The following is a 17,055-nucleotide window of genomic DNA, read 5'->3' as shown; positions in this document are numbered from 1 at the left end:
TCCTCCAGGGTGGTGGGATGGGTGCGGCCAGTCTCGATGGCCGGTGTTGCACCCGGATTCCGCTCCCGTGAAGAGTCGGCGCTCGCCGAATGAGACGCCCGCGTCGCATTCGACGGTCACCCGATCGTGACGACGGTGAAACGCGCCCGCAACACGCGCTGCATAGCCTCGCGGGCAGGAGCAACACGTGACCGCACTCAACAGGACGGCCCTCAGCCGAGCGATCTCCGACCCGCGGCCGGTCGACGGTCTCCCGTCGCGCTCGCCGATGGCCGGGCTGGACCGCCGCAGCCTCGGCTTCGTCGACGTGCTCGCCCAGTCCGTCGGGGCCGTCGCACCGTCCGCCGCGGCGGCCACCTGCCCGGCGCTCGTCGCCGCGCGGGCTGGATCGGGGACCCTCCTGGCGTTCCTGCTCGCCGGGGTGCTCATGGCCCTCGTCGCATACGCGGTCAACCAGTTCACCCGCCGGATGGCAGCGACGGGATCGTTGTACACGTTCGCCGCGAGGGGCCTCGGCGTCCGGGCCGGCTTCGCCACCGCCGCCGCGATGCTGGTCGGGTACGGATTCGTGGCGATGTTCGCGCTGCTGGGTGCGGCCTACTACACGCTGACGCTCCTCCGGCGGACGGAGCCGGGAGTCGCGGGATCCGAGCCGCTGGTGGTCGTGCTGCTGCTGGTGTTCGGGGGCGTGTGCCTGCTCGTGCTCTGGCGCGGCATCCGGATCTCCGCGCGGGTCACCCTGGTGATCGAGCTGGCATCCATCGCGGCCATCCTGGTCCTCATCGGCGTGCTCCTGGCCACGGTTCCGCCCACCTCGTTCTCGGCCGTCGCGGTTCCTCGCGGTGTGAGCGGGCCGGAGCTGGCCGCGGGCACGACGGTCGCCATCACCGCCTTCGTCGGCTTCGAGAGCGCGGCGACGCTCGGGGTGGAGGCCCGCAAGCCCTTCGCCACGGTGCCGCGGACCATCCGCTGGACCGTGATCGCCGCCGGCGGGCTCTACCTCCTGTCGGCGTACACGCAGCTCGCGGGCTTCGACGCGCTCGGCGGCTCGCTGGCGAGCAGTTCGAGTCCGGTGAACGACCTCGCGTCCCGTGCCGGCGTCGCATGGATCGGTCTGCTGCTCGACGGGGCACTCGCGTGCTCCTTCATCGCGTGCGCGCTGGCCTCGACGACCGCGCTCGCTCGCGTCCTGTTCTCGCTCGGGCGGGAGGGGATCGCGCCCAGCGCCCTGGGCCGCGCCCACCGCCGCTTCCGCACGCCGCACATCGCGCTCGCGTGGGGCATCGCGGTCGAGGTCGTCGTGCCGGCGGTGCTCGTGCTGTGCAGGCTGGACCCGTGGCAGGCGATGGGGGTCGTCGTCGTGTGCGCGGCGGCCGGTTACATGACCGCCTACACGCTCGTCTGCGTGGCGACGCCGTTCTTCCTGCGGCGGATCGGGGAGTTCACCGTGGCGCCGGCCTTCGCGGCGGGGGTGGCGGCGTCCGGTCTCGTGGCGGCCCTCGCCCTCGACATCTGGCTGGAGGCGTCCGGGCCACGCTGGCTGGCGGTCCTCATCCTGGCCGCGACCGCCGTGGCGGCCTTTCTGGCGTACGCGGTCTGCCGCCGCACCCGCACGCACGCGCTGACAAGGATCGGTCTGTACGACGAACCCACGCCGAAGGATGTGCTCGGCGGCGCACCATGACGGCGGTGGGCGAGCTCAGCGGTCGGCAGCCGGGTGCAATCCACAGCGCGCTCGCCGTCTTGGAGGCCGTCGCCCACGCCGGCCCCGGGGTCACCGCGCAGCAGCTCTCGGACCAGTTGGGTCTCCCGCGGGCCACGACCTACCGGCTCATCAACCTGCTGGTCCAGGACGAGTACCTGATCCGCATGCCCGACCTGCGAGGCTTCGCGCTCGGGCGCAAGGTGGCCGAGCTCGCCGGCGTCGCCCACGCGCAGGATGCGGCCTTGTCGGTGCGGGAGACGCTGGCGGAGCTGCGCGGGCGCATCCGCGGCGGCGTCCACCTGGCGGTGTTCCGGGACGGCCGCGTGGTCCCGGTCGACGTGGACCCCGACTTCCCGCTGTCCGACCCGCGCCGCATCTCGACGGACCTGTCCGTGTCGGCGCTCGGCAGGCTCCTCCTGGCGGAGCGGGCCTCGCGGACGGTCCCGTCGCCGACGCGGTACACCACGCAGGAGGGGGAGCTGACCCCGGGGTTCGGCTGCCTGGCCATCCCGGTGCGCGGAAGGGACGAGCGGCTGGTGGGCGGGCTGGCGCTGGCGATGCCGGCCGCGCGCCTGGCGGACCGGGATGGGCTGCTGGCGTTGGTGGGGGAGTCGGCGGCGCGGATCGGGGTGTTGATCGGGGAGTGACAGGGCACTAGCGCTCGGTCGTGTGCTCCGGGGAACGCGTCGCATCTAGGGTGTGATCAGGCCGGCGCGCATAATCGCCCTGACCTCGAAGCACGTTGTTCGGCCCGCAGGCCATCGCAACTCCGGCGAGGACCACGACCGCTCTTGCTAGAGAGCCCACGACGACCCTACTGATTGAGGCCGCGCGGAAGCAGAATCGTGACGGGACACACGAAATCGCCCCCGCGCCTCCCGGATCGGGGTGGGAGGTGCGGGGGCGACGTTAGGGTTGCGCACCGTACGATCGACACGTTTGCCGAGCCGACCCAAGGATGTTCAGATGCCTACTCTCCCGTCGAGGATTCGGCTCCGGTTGCAACGGACGCTGGCAGGCGTTGGCGAGTTCATCGCCGGACTCATCGAGACTTTTCTTCGTTAGCTTCAGCGGCTGCGATGTCCCGGTCTGCCCACCATCGCCCTAGCACAGCCAATCCGACGAAGACGGCAACGTAGGCAGCAGTCCAACCCCACCCCGGCAGGAGCCAGGGCCAGATCCAGCTCACGGCGATCAACCCAACAATGATCCCCCAAGACACCAGATTGCGGACTGGCGTGGCTCCTAGAGCGACCCTGGTCTGATTGCTAAAGAGCTGCCTCAGGTTCATCGGCAATAGCTGTCCTTGTAGGGAACCGTCCCGATAACCCCCGGGCTGATCAACAGGTGAGCGCACTGGCCGGCGTTATAGGCCTTGGTTGCGTTGTACATGATGGAGACAGCGTTGATTCCACAAAGAACGGCCGCGGCGACGCCTACGGGGCCTGCCATCTTGAGCAGTGCGCCACAGGCTTTCGCGGCCCCACCGGGACCTGTTGGCCCCGCCCCGATCCCCATCAGCTGGCGGGTCTCGGCGCGAGTGGTCTTGACCCCCGGCAGCCCCCAGTACCACGCGAACTGAGGGTCGGCGACCACCGGGAACGCGGTCTGAGGCGCGAACTCGACAACCTGCGTCAACACATCGCCGTTGACTTCAAAGTGGGTGGCCACCGGGTCCCCGTTGGCATCCTTGGCCCACGGCGCTGGGATGTATGCCGAGATGGCGACCCCATCCTCGCTGCCGATGTAGGCTGCGCCGTCGTCGAGAAGGTGGACCGCCTGCTCACCTGGCACGGTGATCGGGTATGCGTAACGCTTGGGCGCATTCGCGTCGTCGATCACCGTGGTGATCTGCACACCGCCGTCGGGGCGGGTCACCGGGACAGTTGATGAACCGTTGTTGTTGTCATAGACGACCACGCCAGCCTTCTGCGACGCGGCCGCGTCGTCGGCCTGGTCCGCGAACGGCAGTCCGATGGTCACGTTCGGGGCATCGCCCGGCGTCGTTACGTGAAGGCCGTCACTTGGGTCCTTCGGCACCTCCACGGATCCACCCGCTGGCACGGTCACCTTCACCGCGGTGTCAGCGTCCGTCTGGGCTGAGGCGGCTACATTCGCAACTGCATCCGGGGCGATGTCCTGGAGTACGGCAACCACATCCACCGCATTTGTTTCTGCCGCGTCTGCCGCGGCGAAACCCGTGAGGCCGGCTCCGAGAATGCACGCCGTTGCCAGCGTGGCGGCTGATGTGAATAAACGAGACTTCTTCACCGAGGTCTCCCTTTCGCTTGAAGCAAGCGAAGTGGACTAATGCCCATCACCCGACGGCGCCGGAACGGTCGTAGTCCACTACCGGGCGGGCAGGTCGCCCTCCACTGGTGAAGACGCGGGTGGGTGGTGAATGTGACGCATGAGGGTGCGGAATGCAGGTATTAGGACGGCTCGGGACAGCCGCGCCGCCCTCAGTGCGCCACCACCGGCTCCGGCGCGCCCGCCGGCTCGCCCGCCTCCCCTCGGTCGATCGACGCAGGCGCGGTCGCCCGGCGCCGGTACAGGAAGGCGGTCAGCACCGCCCCGAAGGCGAAGAAGCCCGCACCCCACCAGTACGCCGTGGCGTAGCTGTGCACCGCAGCCTCGGCCATGACCGACGGGGTCGGGGGCAGGTGCGCGGCGAGGTAGTCGGCGGCGGCGGTCGCGGCGAGCGTGTTCAGGAGTGCCGTGCCGATCGAGCCTCCGACCTGCTGGCTCGTGTTGACCATCGCCGAGGCCACGCCCGCGTAGCGGCGGTCCACGCCGAGCGTCGCGGTCTGGATGGCCGCGGGCATCGTGGAGCCCATGCCGAAGCCCAGGATCATGAGCGGGGGCAGGAGGTCGACCGCGTAGTTCGCGGTGACGCCGAGGTGCGTCAGGTAGACCATGCCGCTCGCGGCGATCGTCATGCCGATCGGGACCATGACCTTGGGGCCGAAGCGCGGCACGAAGATGTTCGTCGACAGCTGGGCGGCGAGCACCAGCATCACGATCATCGGGAGGAAGCCGAGGCCGGTCTGGATGGGCGTGAAGCGCAGCGTCTGCTGCAGGTAGTACGTGACGAACAGGAAGATCCCGAACATCCCGGCGCCGGCGATGAGGATGGCGCTGTACGACGCGCCGCGGTTGCGGTCGAGGACGATGGGCAGCGGCAGGAGCGGGTGCTCGGCCCGGCGCTGCCACAGCACGAAGGCGATCAGCAGCACACCCGATGCGGCGAGGAACGCCCACGACAGCGGCGAGTCCCAGCCGTCCGACTCGGCGTTCGAGAAGCCGTAGACCAGCGAGAACAGCGCGCCGGAGACGAGCAGCGTGCCGGGGACGTCCAGCTTCGGCCGGGGGCCGCTCCGCGGGACGGTGGTGACGAAGACGGCGGCGCCGGCGATCGCCACGATGGCGATGACGACGTTGATGTACAGGTTCCAGCGCCAGTCGAGCTGTTCGGTGAGCACGCCACCGAGGAGGAGGCCGACGGCGCCGCCCGCACCCGCGATGGCGCCGAAGATCCCGAACGCGCGGGCGCGCTCCTTCGGGACGGTGAAGGTCGTGGTCAGCACGGCCAGCGCGGTCGGGGCCAGCAGCGCGCCGAACGCGCCCTGGAGGGCCCGCGCTCCGACGAGCATCCCGAACGTGCCGGCGGCGCCGCCGAGCGCCGAGGCGCCCGCGAAGCCGATGAGGCCGATGATGAAGGCCCGCTTCCGGCCGATGAGGTCGGAAAGGCGGCCGCCGAAGAGGAGGAGGCTGCCGAACGCGAGGGAGTAGGCGGTGACGACCCACTGCCGGTCGGCGTTCGAGAAGCCGAGGTCGGCCTGCGCGGAAGGCAGGGCGATGTTGACGACGGTCGAGTCGAGCACGACCATCAGCTGGGCCAGGGCGACGGTGACGAGCGTCCACCAGCGCCGTGTCGAAGGCGCGGGCGCGTCCGGCGCAGCCGTCGCGGAAGAGGGAGAAGTCTGGGACATGGGCGCCAGCATATACGAAACTGTCAAGTTCCGGATCTCTTTTGTTCAGAAATTCATCTAGACTTTATCCCGTGATGGACACTTCAGCCCCCGCGACGAAGCTCGGGCGCAAGCGGGACCACACCCGCGACCCTGAGATCCTGGACGCCGCCCTCGACGTGCTGGCCGAGGTCGGGTACGACCGCATGACCATGGACATGGTGGCCGCCCGCGCGAAAGCCGGCAAGGCGACCGTCTACCGGCGCTGGCCGTCGAAGGCCGATCTCGTCGTCGAGGCGGTCGCGTGCATGAAGAAGTCGGACGTCGATCCGGCGGACCTTCCCGACACCGGAACGCTCCGCGGCGACCTCATCGCCATCATGAAGCCGCACAACGTCGTCGACGCCGAGAAGAAGCTGCGGGTCATGGCGGGCCTGGTCTCGATGCTCGCCGAGAATCCCGAGTTCAGCGAGGCTGTGAACGCCGCCATCGTCGAGCCGCGCGCCGCGATCAACCGGCAGCTGCTCCAGCGGGCCGCCGACCGCGGCGAGATCCGGGCGGACGCCGACATCGAGCAACTGGCGCTGCTCGGCCCGTCCATGGCGTCGTACCGGGTGCTGGTGCTGCGCAAGCCCGTCGATCGGGCGTTCCTGATCAGCGTGCTCGACGACATCCTGCTGCCCGCGGCGGGGGTGCGGGAGCAGCGGGCGGTAGGTCGGTAGCCTGACCGACATGAGCATCCAGCCGGTGTCCGACCTGACCAGCCTGACCCCGAAGCGCGCGTACGTGCTGCGCTCGCCGGCCGGGGAGGAACTGCTCGCGGTCTACGGCGGCCCGGCTGAGGATGGCGCCGGTGCGACGTTCTTCGCCCATGCACCGGGATTCGACGGCGAAGTGATCGTGCTGCCCTCGGACGGGTGGAGCGTGCTGCCGGAGCACGCGGCCGCTGCAGAGTCTGACGGCTGAGCGTCGCGTCCGCCACACTGTGCCCATGACGGACACCATCCAGGGAGCCGAGGCCGAGCGCATCCAGCAGGCCGAGGACGGCACAGCGGCGTGGCGGGACTGGGGCCCATACGTGTCGGAGCGAGGCTGGGGAACGGTGCGCGAGGACTACAGCGCCGACGGGGATGCCTGGGAGTTCTTCCCCCACGACCACGCCCGCAGCCGCGCCTACCGCTGGAACGAGGACGGCATGGCCGCCTTCTGCGACCTCCGGCAGAACTGGTGCCTGGGGCTCTCCCTCTGGAACGGGACCGACCCCATCCTGAAGGAGCGGATGTTCGGGCTGACCGGTCCGCAGGGCAACCACGGCGAAGACGTCAAGGACTACTGGTGGTACCTCGACGGCACGCCGACCCACTCGTGGAACACCTGGCGCTACCACTACCCGCAGGCGGCCTTCCCCTACGAGGACCTGATCGCGACGAACGCGGCTCGCGGGCGGCTCGAACCCGAATACGAACTCGTCGACACCGGGATCTTCGACGACGGACGGTACTGGGTGGTGACGGTCGACTACGCGAAGGCCGGCCCGCACGACCTGCTCATGCGCATCACCCTCGAGAACGCGGGCCCGGACACCGCGTCCCTCCACGTGCTGCCCACCCTCTGGTACCGCAACACGTGGTCGTGGGGATACGACGTGGTCAAGCCGGAGCTGCGGTGGGACGCCGGGACGATCGTGGGCACCGGACCCGGCGGAGCCGTGACCCTCGTCGGCGACGGCAGCCCGGATGCGCTGTTCTGCGAGAACGAGACGAACACCGGCCGGCTCTTCGGCGCTGCGGACTCGCCTCCGTACCCGAAGGACGGGATCAACGACCACGTCGTGAACGGCGCCGCGACGGTGAACCCGGATCGGTCGGGGACGAAGAGCGCTCTGCACTACGAACTCACTCTGGGACCGGGCGAGACGCGCGAGATCCGGGTGCGGCTGAGGGCGCCGGAGGGCGAGACTCCGGAGGCCGCCGTGCCCGAAACGTCGGGCCTGGGTGAAGAGTTCGATGCGATCATGCGCCGCCGGGAGGCCGAGGCCGACGCGTTCTACGCCGCCATCCCGGGGAGCCCGTCGGACGCAGACGAGGCCCGCGTCATGCGCCAGGCGTTCGCCGGCCTGCTGTGGTCGAAGCAGTACTTCCACTTCAACGTGAGCAAGTGGCTCGACGGCGACCCCGCCGGTCCGCCCCCACCCAGCGGCCGGGGCGCCGTCCGCAACGGCGACTGGCGTCACTTCGACGCCGACGACGTCATCCTCATGCCCGACCCGTGGGAGTACCCGTGGTTCGCCTCGTGGGACCTCGCCTTCCACTGCGTCACCATGGCGCACATCGACCCCGCCTTCGCCAAGGCGCAGCTCATCCTGCTGCTCCGCGAGTGGTACATGCACCCCGATGGTCAGCTGCCCGCCTACGAGTGGAACTTCTCGGACGTGAACCCGCCGACACACGCCTGGGCGGCCCTGCAGGTGTTCCTCATCGACGGCGGGACCGACACGCGGTTCCTCGCCCGCGTGCTCCACAAGCTGCTGATGAACTACACCTGGTGGACGAACAGCAAGGACGCCGACGACGACGACCTGTTCGAGGGAGGCTTCATGGGGCTCGACAACATCGCGCCCCTGAACCGCTCGACGCTCTCGCCGAGCGTCGGCACGCTGGAGCAGGCGGATGCGACCGGGTGGATGGCGGCGTACGCGCTCGACCTCCTGGAGATCGCTCTGCGGCTGGCCCGCTCGGACGACGTGTACGAGGACATCGCGGTGAAGTTCGCCGAGCAGTTCCTGCGGATCGCGGCGTCCGCCAACAACTCCGGGATGTGGGACGAGGACGACGCGTTCTTCTACGACGTCCTGCACCTGGCGGACGGGCGCGACGTCCCGCTGAAGGTGCGCTCGTTGGTGGGGCTGGTCCCGGTGGTCGCGTCGTTGGCCTTCGACGACCCCGGCATCCGCACCCTGCCGGAGTTCCGAACCATCCTGCGCCGGTACCTCGACCGGCACCCGGAGATGGGCGCGGCCTTCCACGCCCGGCGGTTCGGAGGGCGAGCGACCTACCTGCTCGCGCTGGTGTCGCCGGAGCGGCTGACGAAAGTTCTGAAGGAGGTCTTCGACCCGGCCGCGCTGCTGAGCGACCACGGCATCCGGGGCGTCTCCGCGTACCACCGGGAGCACCCGTTCGTGGTGGAGGTCGGGGGAGTCGAGACCTCCGTCGACTACGAGCCCGCCGAGTCCACGTCCGCGCTGTTCGGCGGCAACTCGAATTGGCGAGGCCCGGTGTGGTTCCCCCTCAACGCCCTCCTGATCGCATCCCTCCGCCAGTACGACTCGCACGGCGAGACCGGCGTGCGGATCGAGGACCCGCTCGGCTCGGGGACTTCGCTCACGCCCGGACAGGCGGCCGCCGACCTCTCGCAGCGCCTGATCGCGCTGTTCCTGCCGGGCGCCGACGGGGTCCGCCCGTCGGATGCGCGCTATCCGCTGCTCTCGACGGACCCGCGGTGGCGCGACAACATCTTCTTCTACGAGTACTTCGACGGCGACACCGGCCAGGGGTTGGGCGCCTCGCACCAGACCGGATGGACGGCGATGGTGGCGCACCTCATCCTGACGCGGAAGCGCGGACGCTAGGGGTGACGGTAGGGGTACGGTTCACACGACCGGGCTCGCGCCTCCACAGATACGCCGGTTAGCTTCCCGGGATGGACGAACCGGTTCTCCTCTTGCCGCAGAAGGCGGCCGCTTACCTGGGGATCTCCGAGCTGGCCGTCCACCGGCTGATCGCCGACGGGAAGATCCGCACGGTCTTCTTCCGCGGGGTCGTCCGGCTCCCGGTCTACGAACTCGACAAGTACCGGGAGAGCGAGTCGGCCGACTAACCGACGATCTCCGCGGCGAGCCTGTCGCCGACGAGTGGGCCCATCGTGAGGCCCGCCGCGCCGAAGCCGGCGTTGACGTAGACGCCGTCGATGCCCTCGAGGGCGCCGACCGTCGGCAGCTCGCCGTCGGGGAGCGGGCGCAGACCGACCCGGGTCTCGATCAGCGTCGCGTCGGCGAGGCCCGGCGCGACCGAGAGCGCGTTCTCCAGTACCTGGCGCTGCCCCTCGGCGGTGACGCGCGGATCGAAGCCGCTGCCGGTCTCGCGGGTGGCCCCGACAGCGACACGCGAGTCGTCGAAGGCGACCAGGTAGTGGCTGGCGACGGGGTGGACGGACGGCCAGAAGCGGGTGTCCGCGGTCCCGACCCGGAGGTGGCTGATCTGGCCGCGCTGCGGCTCCACACCGACGCGGCGGCCGAACGGCTCGAGCAGGCCGTTGGTCCAGGCGCCCGCGGCGACGACGAGCGTGTCCGCCTCGAGGGTCCGGCCGTCGACCTGAGCCGCCCAGCCGCCGGCGTCCGTCGCGTCGAGAGTCGCTGTTCCCGGGATCACGGTCGCCCCCAGCCCCTGCGCGCCCGCGAGCAGACCGGCCCGCAGCACCCGTCCATCGACCCGTGCGCCGCCGGAGATGTGGATGCCCGCGAAGCCGTCGCCGAGCGGAGGAAACAGCTCGCGGGCGCGCTCGGCCGAGACGCGCGCGACCTCGCCCATGGAGGCGGCCTGCGGGCGACGTGCGGCCAGCCGCTCCTCGACGCCGTCGAGCACCGAAGAGTCGCGGTTGACGACCAGTGCCCCCGCGCGCCGGTATCCGATGTCGTCCACGCCCACGGCGGCCAGCTGCGCGATGAGCTCGGGATAGAAGTCCGCGCCGGCGGCGTAGAGGTCGTAGAACGCGCCCTCTGCGACGGAGCTCCACGGCTGGATGATCCCGGCGCCCGCGGCGGTGGCCTGACCGGTGAGTTCGGCGTCGACCAGGGTGACGGCGACGCCGCGCCGGCTCAGCGCGAACGCCGTCGACGCTCCCGCGACTCCGGTTCCGATGACGATGGCGCTGCGCGTGCTCATGGGCTGCCTCTCCGGGATGGACTCTCCATTCTCGCGCGGGCTGGCGCGCGACCCGCGACGGGCGCATCCTTGTGGCGGGAGCGAGGTGGGCGATGGATGCGAAGCGGCTGGCCGGCACGATGCTCGAGACCGCGGTCGCCGAGCAGCAGGCCGCGCATCGGATCGCGCCGGGGGACGACGTCCCCGCGGTCCGGGCCGAGGTGCGCCGGCTCGCGCGCGAGCGGGGCGTGCGCATCCGCACCGGCATCGTGGGCGACGCCCTCGTCGTCGTGCGAGCGGACGCCGAGGTGTGGCACGAATCCACCGCCACGATGCGGCGCAAGCTCACCCCGTGAGGGCCGACAGCGTGGAAGACGTCAGCGCGAACCCGTCGCGAGGTAGCGGCCCAGCGCCTCGATGAGGCCCTTCGTGCCCTGCTCGCGGCCGACGCCGTCCTCCCAGAAGCGGTCGAAGAAGACGCCGTGCTCCGTGTGGGTGTAGCGCGTTCCGCCGTCGATCGGGTCGAACTCCAGGGAGGCGACCGAGGTCGACATGTGGTCGCCGTCCAGCCACATGTCGTAGGTGGTGACGATGCGGTTGTAGTCGACGATGTCGGTGTACGTGGCCACGTACCGGGAGACCGGTCCGTTGTGGAACTTCGCCTCGGCGATGTCGGTGCCGCCGATGCGGAAGTCGAAGGCCCACTCGCGGGCCTCCTCCATCGCGTCGCCGGCGCCCCACCAGCCGAGCTTCTGGTCCTCGTCGGCGAACGCGTCCCAGACGCGCTCGATCGGGGCGGGGTAGTCCCGGCTCAGCGTGAACCCGGAACGGGCGAGGCGGCGTTCGGTCATCATACGTTCGTCCTGTCTCTAGCGGGTGAGGGTGACGTGGATGACGCCGCTCTCGGCGACCTCGGACGTCACGGCGTAGGTGGAGTCGAACCCGGCGAGGTCGTCGAAGATCCGGTGTCCGCGGCCGAGGAAGATCGGCGCGACCACGAGATGGAGGTCGTCGACCAGCCCTGCCCGGAGGAAGTCGCGGGCGGTGCTGTAGCCGCCGCCGATGCGCACGTCCTTTCCGGCCGCGGCCTCCGTCGCCTCGGCCAGCACCTCCTCGACCGTCGTGTCGCGGAAGTGGAAGGTGGTGCCGCCCTCCATCTCGATCGGGGGCCGATCGGCGCTGTGGGTGAGCACGTACACGGGCGTCCCGAAGGGCGGGCGGTCGCCCCACCAGCCCTTCCACTCCGGGTCGTCGGGGAACGAGTGGAAGCCGAACATCCCGGCGCCCATGATCTCGGCGCCGATGTTCTCGAAGAAGGCCCTTCCGTACGCGTCGTCGACGCCGGTCGTGCCGGCGCCCGAGGTGTCGCCGAAGATCTTCTCGCGGAAGGTGCGGGTGCCCGCCCAGGCCGCGGTGAGGCGTCCCCAGTCGGGCCCCATGGGGTTCTCGGGTGAGGCGGCGTCGGGTTCGGGCGTGTAGCCGTCGAGTGAGGCGAAGAGGTCCATGCGGACGCGGGTCATGTCAGTTCTCCTTCGGTGCGGTGCGGATCAGGTGCGGTGCGGATGAGGTGGATGCCGAGCTGGTCGGCTTGACGCTCGGCGGGCGTGCGCTGCTCCCCGAGCCAGACGTGCAGGATGTCGAGCGCCCCGGGCCGCAGGCTGACGGTGCGGACGCGACCGTGCTTCTCGGAGACGACGATGCCGGCGCGCTCGAGGATGCCCAGGTGCTGCAGGAACGAGGGGAGTGACATGAGGAACGGTTCCGCGAGCTCCGAGACGACGGCGGGCGCCTTCGCCAGCCGCTCGACGACGGCGCGCCGCGTCGGGTCGGCGAGGGCCCGGAGCACGGTGTCGACTTCGGCGGAATAGTTAGGCACATACCTAACTATGGAGGTCTGAGACCCGGAAAGCAAGAGCCCGACAGGATGTTGCGTCCGGCTGAAGGCCGCCACCAGAATGTGGTCGTGGAGGTCCGTCTGCCGGGAACCGGCCGTGTCGAGGCGTTCAGCGACGGGGTCTTCGCCATCGCGATCACGCTGCTCATCCTCGAGATCCACGTGCCGTCGGACACTGCGCACCTGCTCGACGAGCTGCTGCAGCTGTGGCCGTCGTACCTGGCCTACGTCGTCACGTTCCTGCTGATCGGCCTGGTCTGGGCCAACCACCACGTGATGTTCGACTACATCGAGCGGTCGGACCGGCTCCTGCTGTTCGTCAACACGCTCCTGCTGATGAATGTAGCGTCGTTGCCGTTCGTGGCGGCGGTGCTCGCTTCCGCGCTCCGGAACGGGGAGGGTGAGAACGTCGCCGTGGCGCTGTACGGCGGGACGCTGACGGTCGGAGGCGTGTTCTTCAACGCCGTCTGGCTCCACGCCACCAGGGGTCACCGCCTCCTGAGCGACGCCATCACCCCGGCGGAGGCGGAGGCGAAGGCGCTGGCCCGGCGCTTCCTTGCGGGTCCGGTGCTCTATCTCGCCGGAACCGTGATCGGGATCTTCCTGCCGATCGGCGGGATCGTGGTGTTCGCGTTCCTGATCCTGTTCTACTGGCTGCCGCCGCAGCGGGTGCGGGTGCGTACCGGCGGATAGGGACTTATCCCATCGCCACCGTCTCGCCGCTCGCCTGCCCGCGCTCGTCGAGGAAGTGACCGAGGTGCTTCACCGTGCGCAGCACGACGGAGCGGTCGGCGATGGACACGCCGGGAAGGCGCTCCTCGATGACGGCCTCGAGGCGGTTGACGTCCTGCAGCGTCCGCAGCCAGACGGCCATGATGACGTTGTATTCGCCCACGGTGGTGACGACGAGCCGCACCTCCTCCATCCGCCCGAGCTGCGGCCCGACGGCGGCCACCATCGACGCGGGGACCCGGAGGAAGTACCAGGCGTAGACCGGCCACGGCGTCTGGGCGCGGGCGATGTCGACGCGGATGACGAGCCGTCCGGACGAGCGCAGGGCCGTGATCGCGTCCCGGACCTTCCGGGGCGCGATGCCGGCGCGCTCGGCGATGTCGGCGATCGGCGTGCGCCCGTCGATCGCCAGCTGCTCCGTGAGGGAGGCGAGCTGTTCGGGAGTGAGCCGCGGCAGGGGCACGCCAGGGCGGCGATCGGCCGACTCGACGGCGGCGATCTCGCTCCGGGACAGCGCGCGCAGCCTCCAGTTGCGGGCGTCTGCGATCGGCTGGGAGACGAGGTGCGTGCGCATCGACCGCACGCCGGCGATCGTCCGGATGCGCTCGAGGGTCCAGCTGCTCAGCGCCCCCGGGCCGTCGGTGATGAGGCTGACCACGATGTCGCGGCCTCCGGCGGTCAGGTCGATGGTGAACGCCTCGCGGTCGGCCGCCAGGGCGGTCGCCACATTCAGCGTCTCGCCCGGGATGCACTCGAACTCGATCAGCGAGAGGAGGGAGGTCGGCGTCGCGCCGTATCCGGTGACGTAGACCAGTCCCTCCTCGGTCAGCCGGTTCCAGCGCCTGGCCAGGGTCACGGGATCGGCGCCGACGATCGGGGCCAGCGCCGACCACGGCGCCCTCGGGGCGATCTGGACGGCGTGGATGAGCCGCTGATCGAGATCGGTCAGTGCTGAATCCTGCATCCAGGAGGATGTTTCGGGCATTTTCCTGCATCCATCGCTCGGGGAATCGTTGCTTTCATATTCTCGCCCGAACACTTCCCCCACAGCAAGGAGCCTCTTGTGAACCATCGGGCACCATCCGTCACCTCCCCGTCCACGCCGGCTCGCGCCGCCTTCGGCGGAGTGGTCGGCTTCCTCGTCGTCATGGAACTCGGCAGTGGCATGCTCCAGGGCTGGTACCCCGTGCTGCTGTCCGCCATCGGAGCGGAGTTCCGGGTCACCCCGGCCGCCCTCAACTGGGTCAGCGCGGGATACATGCTCGCGACCGTCGTCTGCGTCCCGATCATCGCCAAGCTCGGCGACCGGTACGGCCACAAGCGCATGCTCACCATCTCCGCCGCGCTGGTGGCCCTCGGGTCCATCGTCGTGGCCATCGCGCCGAACTTCGGGCTGCTGCTCCTCGGCCGGGCGCTGCAGGCGCCGCTGGCTGCGTTCCTCCCGCTGGAGTTCGCCATCGTGCGCGACCGGGACGAGAATTCCTCCGGGCGCTCGATCGGCAAGCTCGTCGGTGCGCTCACGTTCGGCGCGGCGCTCGGCGCCCTCGGAGCCGGCTTGCTCTTCAACGCGACCGCCGATCTCCGTCTGGTGCTCTGGATCCCGGCGATCTTCCTCACACTCTGCGTGCCGGTCGTCGCGTTCCTCGTCCCCGAGTCGAAGACCCGCGCGAGCGGGCGCATCGACTGGCTGGGGGCGGCGCTGCTCGGCGTCGGGCTGCTGCTCGCCCTCGGCGGCATCGCCAACGCGGCGACCTGGGGCTGGGCCAACCCCATCACCTGGGTCGTCATCCTGGCCGGAGTCGCGCTCGTGGCCGGCTGGGTCGCTGTCGAACGTCGCGTAGCCCATCCGCTCATCGATCTGCGCGTGCTGACGAAGGGAGGCGTCGGCCTGCCGATCCTCATCGCCTTCCTCTTCGGCGCGCAGCTGTTCGGCAGCCAGACGGCGACCACGGTGTACCTGCTCTCCGACCCGGCGACGGTGGGCTTCGGGCTCGGCGTGACGTCGGCGACGGTCGGGATCGTCACCCTCGTCACCGCGCTCGCCGCCTTCGTCGCGGCCAGCCTCGGCGACCGCCTCGCGACCCGTGTCGGGACGCGCCTCGCGCTGGTCATCGGAGGCGTCCTCGTCATGGCCAGCTACGTCACGCTGATCGCGGGGTCCGCGTCTCTCGGGATCGTGGTCGTGGCGCTGATCCTCGGCGGACTCGGGAACGGCGTGCTCATCTCCGTGCTTCCGACCATCGTGGTGAAGCGCGCACCGGCCGACTCGGTCGGCATCGCGTCCGCCCTCTACAACACCTCGCGGACAGCCGCCGGGGCGGTGGCGGGTGCGCTGTTCGCGCTCGTCATGGCCAGCTTCCTCACGACCATCGGCTCGGGTGCGACGGCCGTGACCACGACCTCCTACGCGGGTTACGTCGCCGTCTGGGCGATCTGCGCGGCGGTCGGCCTGGCGGTCGTGGTCCTCGCACTGTTCGTCCGCGAGCCACGTTCGGCGAGCAGCGCCGATGAGCCGGCCATCGTCACCGCCGCGCCCGCAGCCCCCGCCACCCTCGCGACAGGAGAGACCGCATGACCATCACCGTCACCGAATCGACGACCACCCCGACGCTGGAGGAGGTCAAGAGCGCCATCGAGGCGGCCATCCGCACGGCGGGGCCCGGCCTGGTCGAGCTCAGCCATGACATCCACGAGCACCCGGAGACGGCGTTCCAGGAGCACTACGCCGCGGAGGCCGTGTCGGCTGCGCTGCGGGAGGCCGGATTCGCCGTCACGACGGGCGTGTACGGACTGGACACGGCGATCGAGGCGACCTACGGGAGCGGCCCGTTCGTCGCGACGGTCTGCGCCGAGTACGACGCCCTGCCGGTCATCGGGCACGGCTGCGGGCACAACATCATCGCGACCGCCGGCCTCGGCGCCGCGATCGGTCTCGCGGCGGTCGCGGACGAGCTCGGCATCACGGTGAAGCTGCTCGGCACGCCGGCGGAGGAGCACGGCGGCGGCAAGGTCCTCCTGCTGGAGGCCGGAGCGTGGGAGGACGCCACCGTGTCGCTGATGGTGCACGGCGCCCCCGGCATCGACATCCGGTGCGACAGCTTCACCAGTCAGGCCGTCGACCGCTTCCGGGTGACCTACCAGGGCAGGCCGGCGCACGCGGCGGCCGCACCGGAGAACGGGGTGAACGCCCTCGACGCCGCCACGGTCGCACTGACCGCCGTCGGCCTTCTGCGCCAGCAGCTGGGCCGCGGGGTGCGGGTCGCGGCGATCATCGCCGAGGGCGGCGACGTGACCAACGTCATCCCGGCGCGCACGGTCGTCGACCTGGAGATCCGGGCGTTCGAGCTGGACGAGCTGACCGATGCCCGGCGCCGGGTGCTCGCCTGCTTCGAGGCCGGCGCGCTCGCAGCGGGATGCACCTGGGAGTACGTCCGCACCCAGCCGCGCTATGCGAACCTGCTGCAGGAGCCGCTGCTCGCCGCCGCTTGGAACGACGCCCTGACAGAGCTCGGCCGTCCGCCGGTGCCGTACGAGGGCGGCACGGGAGGGTCGACCGACATGGGCAACGTGTCGCAGGTCGTTCCGTCCATCCATCCGGGCATCGCGGTGCACGGCTCGGTCGCGCCGCCGCACACGGTGGAGTTCGCCGCCGACGCCGCGACGCCCGCGGCCGACCGGGCGATCGTCGACGCCGCCATCGGCCTCGCGTGGGCGGCGGCGACCGTCGCCCTGGACCCTGCGTCGCGGGAGGACCTGCTCGCGCGGCAGGCGGCGCGCCCCGAGGGTGCGACGCGGGCGCCGGCCGGCCAAGAGTGAGCGCGCAGTGAGCGATCT

17 protein-coding genes are annotated in these 17,055 nt (G+C 70.4%); 10 read left to right on the top strand and 7 right to left on the bottom strand.

All coding sequences use genetic code 11. The annotated features are described in order from the left end of the window. Positions 1 to 187: 187 nt before the first annotated feature. Both ACRAWB_RS11000 and ACRAWB_RS10995 read left to right on the top strand, forming a co-directional pair. The gene (locus ACRAWB_RS11000) at positions 188 to 1,684 is read left to right on the top strand and encodes an APC family permease (RefSeq protein WP_431353363.1); all 1,497 of its coding nucleotides are present in this window, start codon (positions 188 to 190) and stop codon (positions 1,682 to 1,684) included. Beyond that, positions 1,681 to 2,352, top strand: coding sequence for an IclR family transcriptional regulator (locus ACRAWB_RS10995; RefSeq protein ID WP_431353362.1), 672 nt, complete (start codon positions 1,681 to 1,683; stop codon positions 2,350 to 2,352). Before ACRAWB_RS11000 ends, ACRAWB_RS10995 begins: the two co-directional genes overlap by 4 nt. Positions 2,353 to 2,992: 640 nt before the next feature. On the opposite strand, the gene ACRAWB_RS10990 is transcribed toward ACRAWB_RS10995, so the two are convergent. Together ACRAWB_RS10990 and ACRAWB_RS10985 are read right to left on the bottom strand one after the other, a co-directional pair. Beyond that, complete coding sequence (locus ACRAWB_RS10990) at positions 2,993 to 3,976, bottom strand: hypothetical protein (RefSeq protein WP_431353361.1); 984 nt, start codon at positions 3,974 to 3,976, stop codon at positions 2,993 to 2,995. Positions 3,977 to 4,167: 191 nt separating this feature from the next. Continuing rightward, the gene (locus ACRAWB_RS10985; protein ID WP_431353360.1) at positions 4,168 to 5,697 is read right to left on the bottom strand and encodes an MFS transporter; all 1,530 of its coding nucleotides are present in this window, start codon (positions 5,695 to 5,697) and stop codon (positions 4,168 to 4,170) included. Positions 5,698 to 5,771: 74 nt separating this feature from the next. Here ACRAWB_RS10985 and ACRAWB_RS10980 point away from each other — a divergent pair, with 74 nt between their 5' ends. From ACRAWB_RS10980 to ACRAWB_RS10965, 4 genes are all read left to right on the top strand, one after another. Further along, a complete protein-coding gene (locus ACRAWB_RS10980; RefSeq protein ID WP_431354503.1) occupies positions 5,772 to 6,398 on the top strand; it encodes a TetR/AcrR family transcriptional regulator in 627 nt (208 codons plus the stop codon). A gap of 10 nt (positions 6,399 to 6,408) precedes the next feature. Continuing rightward, positions 6,409 to 6,642: a hypothetical protein gene (locus ACRAWB_RS10975; RefSeq protein ID WP_431353359.1), complete on the top strand. Its 234-nt coding sequence runs from the start codon at positions 6,409 to 6,411 to the stop codon at positions 6,640 to 6,642. 25 nt (positions 6,643 to 6,667) lie between these two features. Continuing rightward, the gene (locus ACRAWB_RS10970) at positions 6,668 to 9,304 is read left to right on the top strand and encodes an MGH1-like glycoside hydrolase domain-containing protein (protein ID WP_431353358.1); all 2,637 of its coding nucleotides are present in this window, start codon (positions 6,668 to 6,670) and stop codon (positions 9,302 to 9,304) included. Between the two features lie 71 nt (positions 9,305 to 9,375). Next, complete coding sequence (locus tag ACRAWB_RS10965) at positions 9,376 to 9,552, top strand: excisionase family DNA-binding protein (RefSeq protein ID WP_431353357.1); 177 nt, start codon at positions 9,376 to 9,378, stop codon at positions 9,550 to 9,552. Here ACRAWB_RS10965 and ACRAWB_RS10960 read toward each other — a convergent pair. Next, a complete protein-coding gene (locus ACRAWB_RS10960; protein ID WP_431353356.1) occupies positions 9,549 to 10,616 on the bottom strand; it encodes an NAD(P)/FAD-dependent oxidoreductase in 1,068 nt (355 codons plus the stop codon). The genes ACRAWB_RS10965 and ACRAWB_RS10960 overlap by 4 nt on opposite strands. Positions 10,617 to 10,708: 92 nt before the next feature. Here ACRAWB_RS10960 and ACRAWB_RS10955 point away from each other — a divergent pair, with 92 nt between their 5' ends. Continuing rightward, the gene (locus ACRAWB_RS10955) at positions 10,709 to 10,951 is read left to right on the top strand and encodes a hypothetical protein (RefSeq protein WP_431353355.1); all 243 of its coding nucleotides are present in this window, start codon (positions 10,709 to 10,711) and stop codon (positions 10,949 to 10,951) included. 21 nt (positions 10,952 to 10,972) lie between these two features. On the opposite strand, the gene ACRAWB_RS10950 is transcribed toward ACRAWB_RS10955, so the two are convergent. From ACRAWB_RS10950 to ACRAWB_RS10940, 3 genes are read right to left on the bottom strand one after another with little or no spacing between them, the layout of a single operon-like run. Then, a complete protein-coding gene (locus tag ACRAWB_RS10950) occupies positions 10,973 to 11,446 on the bottom strand; it encodes an SRPBCC domain-containing protein (protein ID WP_431353354.1) in 474 nt (157 codons plus the stop codon). Between the two features lie 18 nt (positions 11,447 to 11,464). Then, positions 11,465 to 12,115 (bottom strand): dihydrofolate reductase family protein, encoded by a 651-nt coding sequence (locus ACRAWB_RS10945; protein WP_431353353.1) that lies wholly within the window; start codon positions 12,113 to 12,115, stop codon positions 11,465 to 11,467. Continuing rightward, positions 12,112 to 12,471 (bottom strand): ArsR/SmtB family transcription factor, encoded by a 360-nt coding sequence (locus ACRAWB_RS10940; RefSeq protein WP_431353352.1) that lies wholly within the window; start codon positions 12,469 to 12,471, stop codon positions 12,112 to 12,114. Before ACRAWB_RS10940 ends, ACRAWB_RS10945 begins: the two co-directional genes overlap by 4 nt. Positions 12,472 to 12,558: 87 nt before the next feature. Between ACRAWB_RS10940 and ACRAWB_RS10935 the strand changes: the two genes are divergently transcribed. Further along, a complete protein-coding gene (locus tag ACRAWB_RS10935; protein WP_431353351.1) occupies positions 12,559 to 13,182 on the top strand; it encodes a TMEM175 family protein in 624 nt (207 codons plus the stop codon). Positions 13,183 to 13,186: 4 nt separating this feature from the next. Here ACRAWB_RS10935 and ACRAWB_RS10930 read toward each other — a convergent pair whose 3' ends face one another. After that, positions 13,187 to 14,185: an Lrp/AsnC family transcriptional regulator gene (locus ACRAWB_RS10930; protein ID WP_431353350.1), complete on the bottom strand. Its 999-nt coding sequence runs from the start codon at positions 14,183 to 14,185 to the stop codon at positions 13,187 to 13,189. Positions 14,186 to 14,284: 99 nt separating this feature from the next. On the opposite strand from ACRAWB_RS10930, the gene ACRAWB_RS10925 reads away from it, so the two are divergent. After that, complete coding sequence (locus tag ACRAWB_RS10925; RefSeq protein ID WP_431353349.1) at positions 14,285 to 15,796, top strand: MFS transporter; 1,512 nt, start codon at positions 14,285 to 14,287, stop codon at positions 15,794 to 15,796. Continuing rightward, a complete protein-coding gene (locus ACRAWB_RS10920) occupies positions 15,793 to 17,037 on the top strand; it encodes a M20 family metallopeptidase (RefSeq protein ID WP_431353348.1) in 1,245 nt (414 codons plus the stop codon). Before ACRAWB_RS10925 ends, ACRAWB_RS10920 begins: the two co-directional genes overlap by 4 nt. Positions 17,038 to 17,055 lie beyond the last annotated feature (18 nt).

It is taken from the genome of Leifsonia poae (assembly GCF_050632865.1).
GTDB lineage: Bacteria > Actinomycetota > Actinomycetes > Actinomycetales > Microbacteriaceae > Leifsonia > Leifsonia poae_B.
The sequence above is the reverse complement of the archived record's forward strand: the minus strand, read 5'-3'. Positions and strand labels throughout refer to the sequence as shown.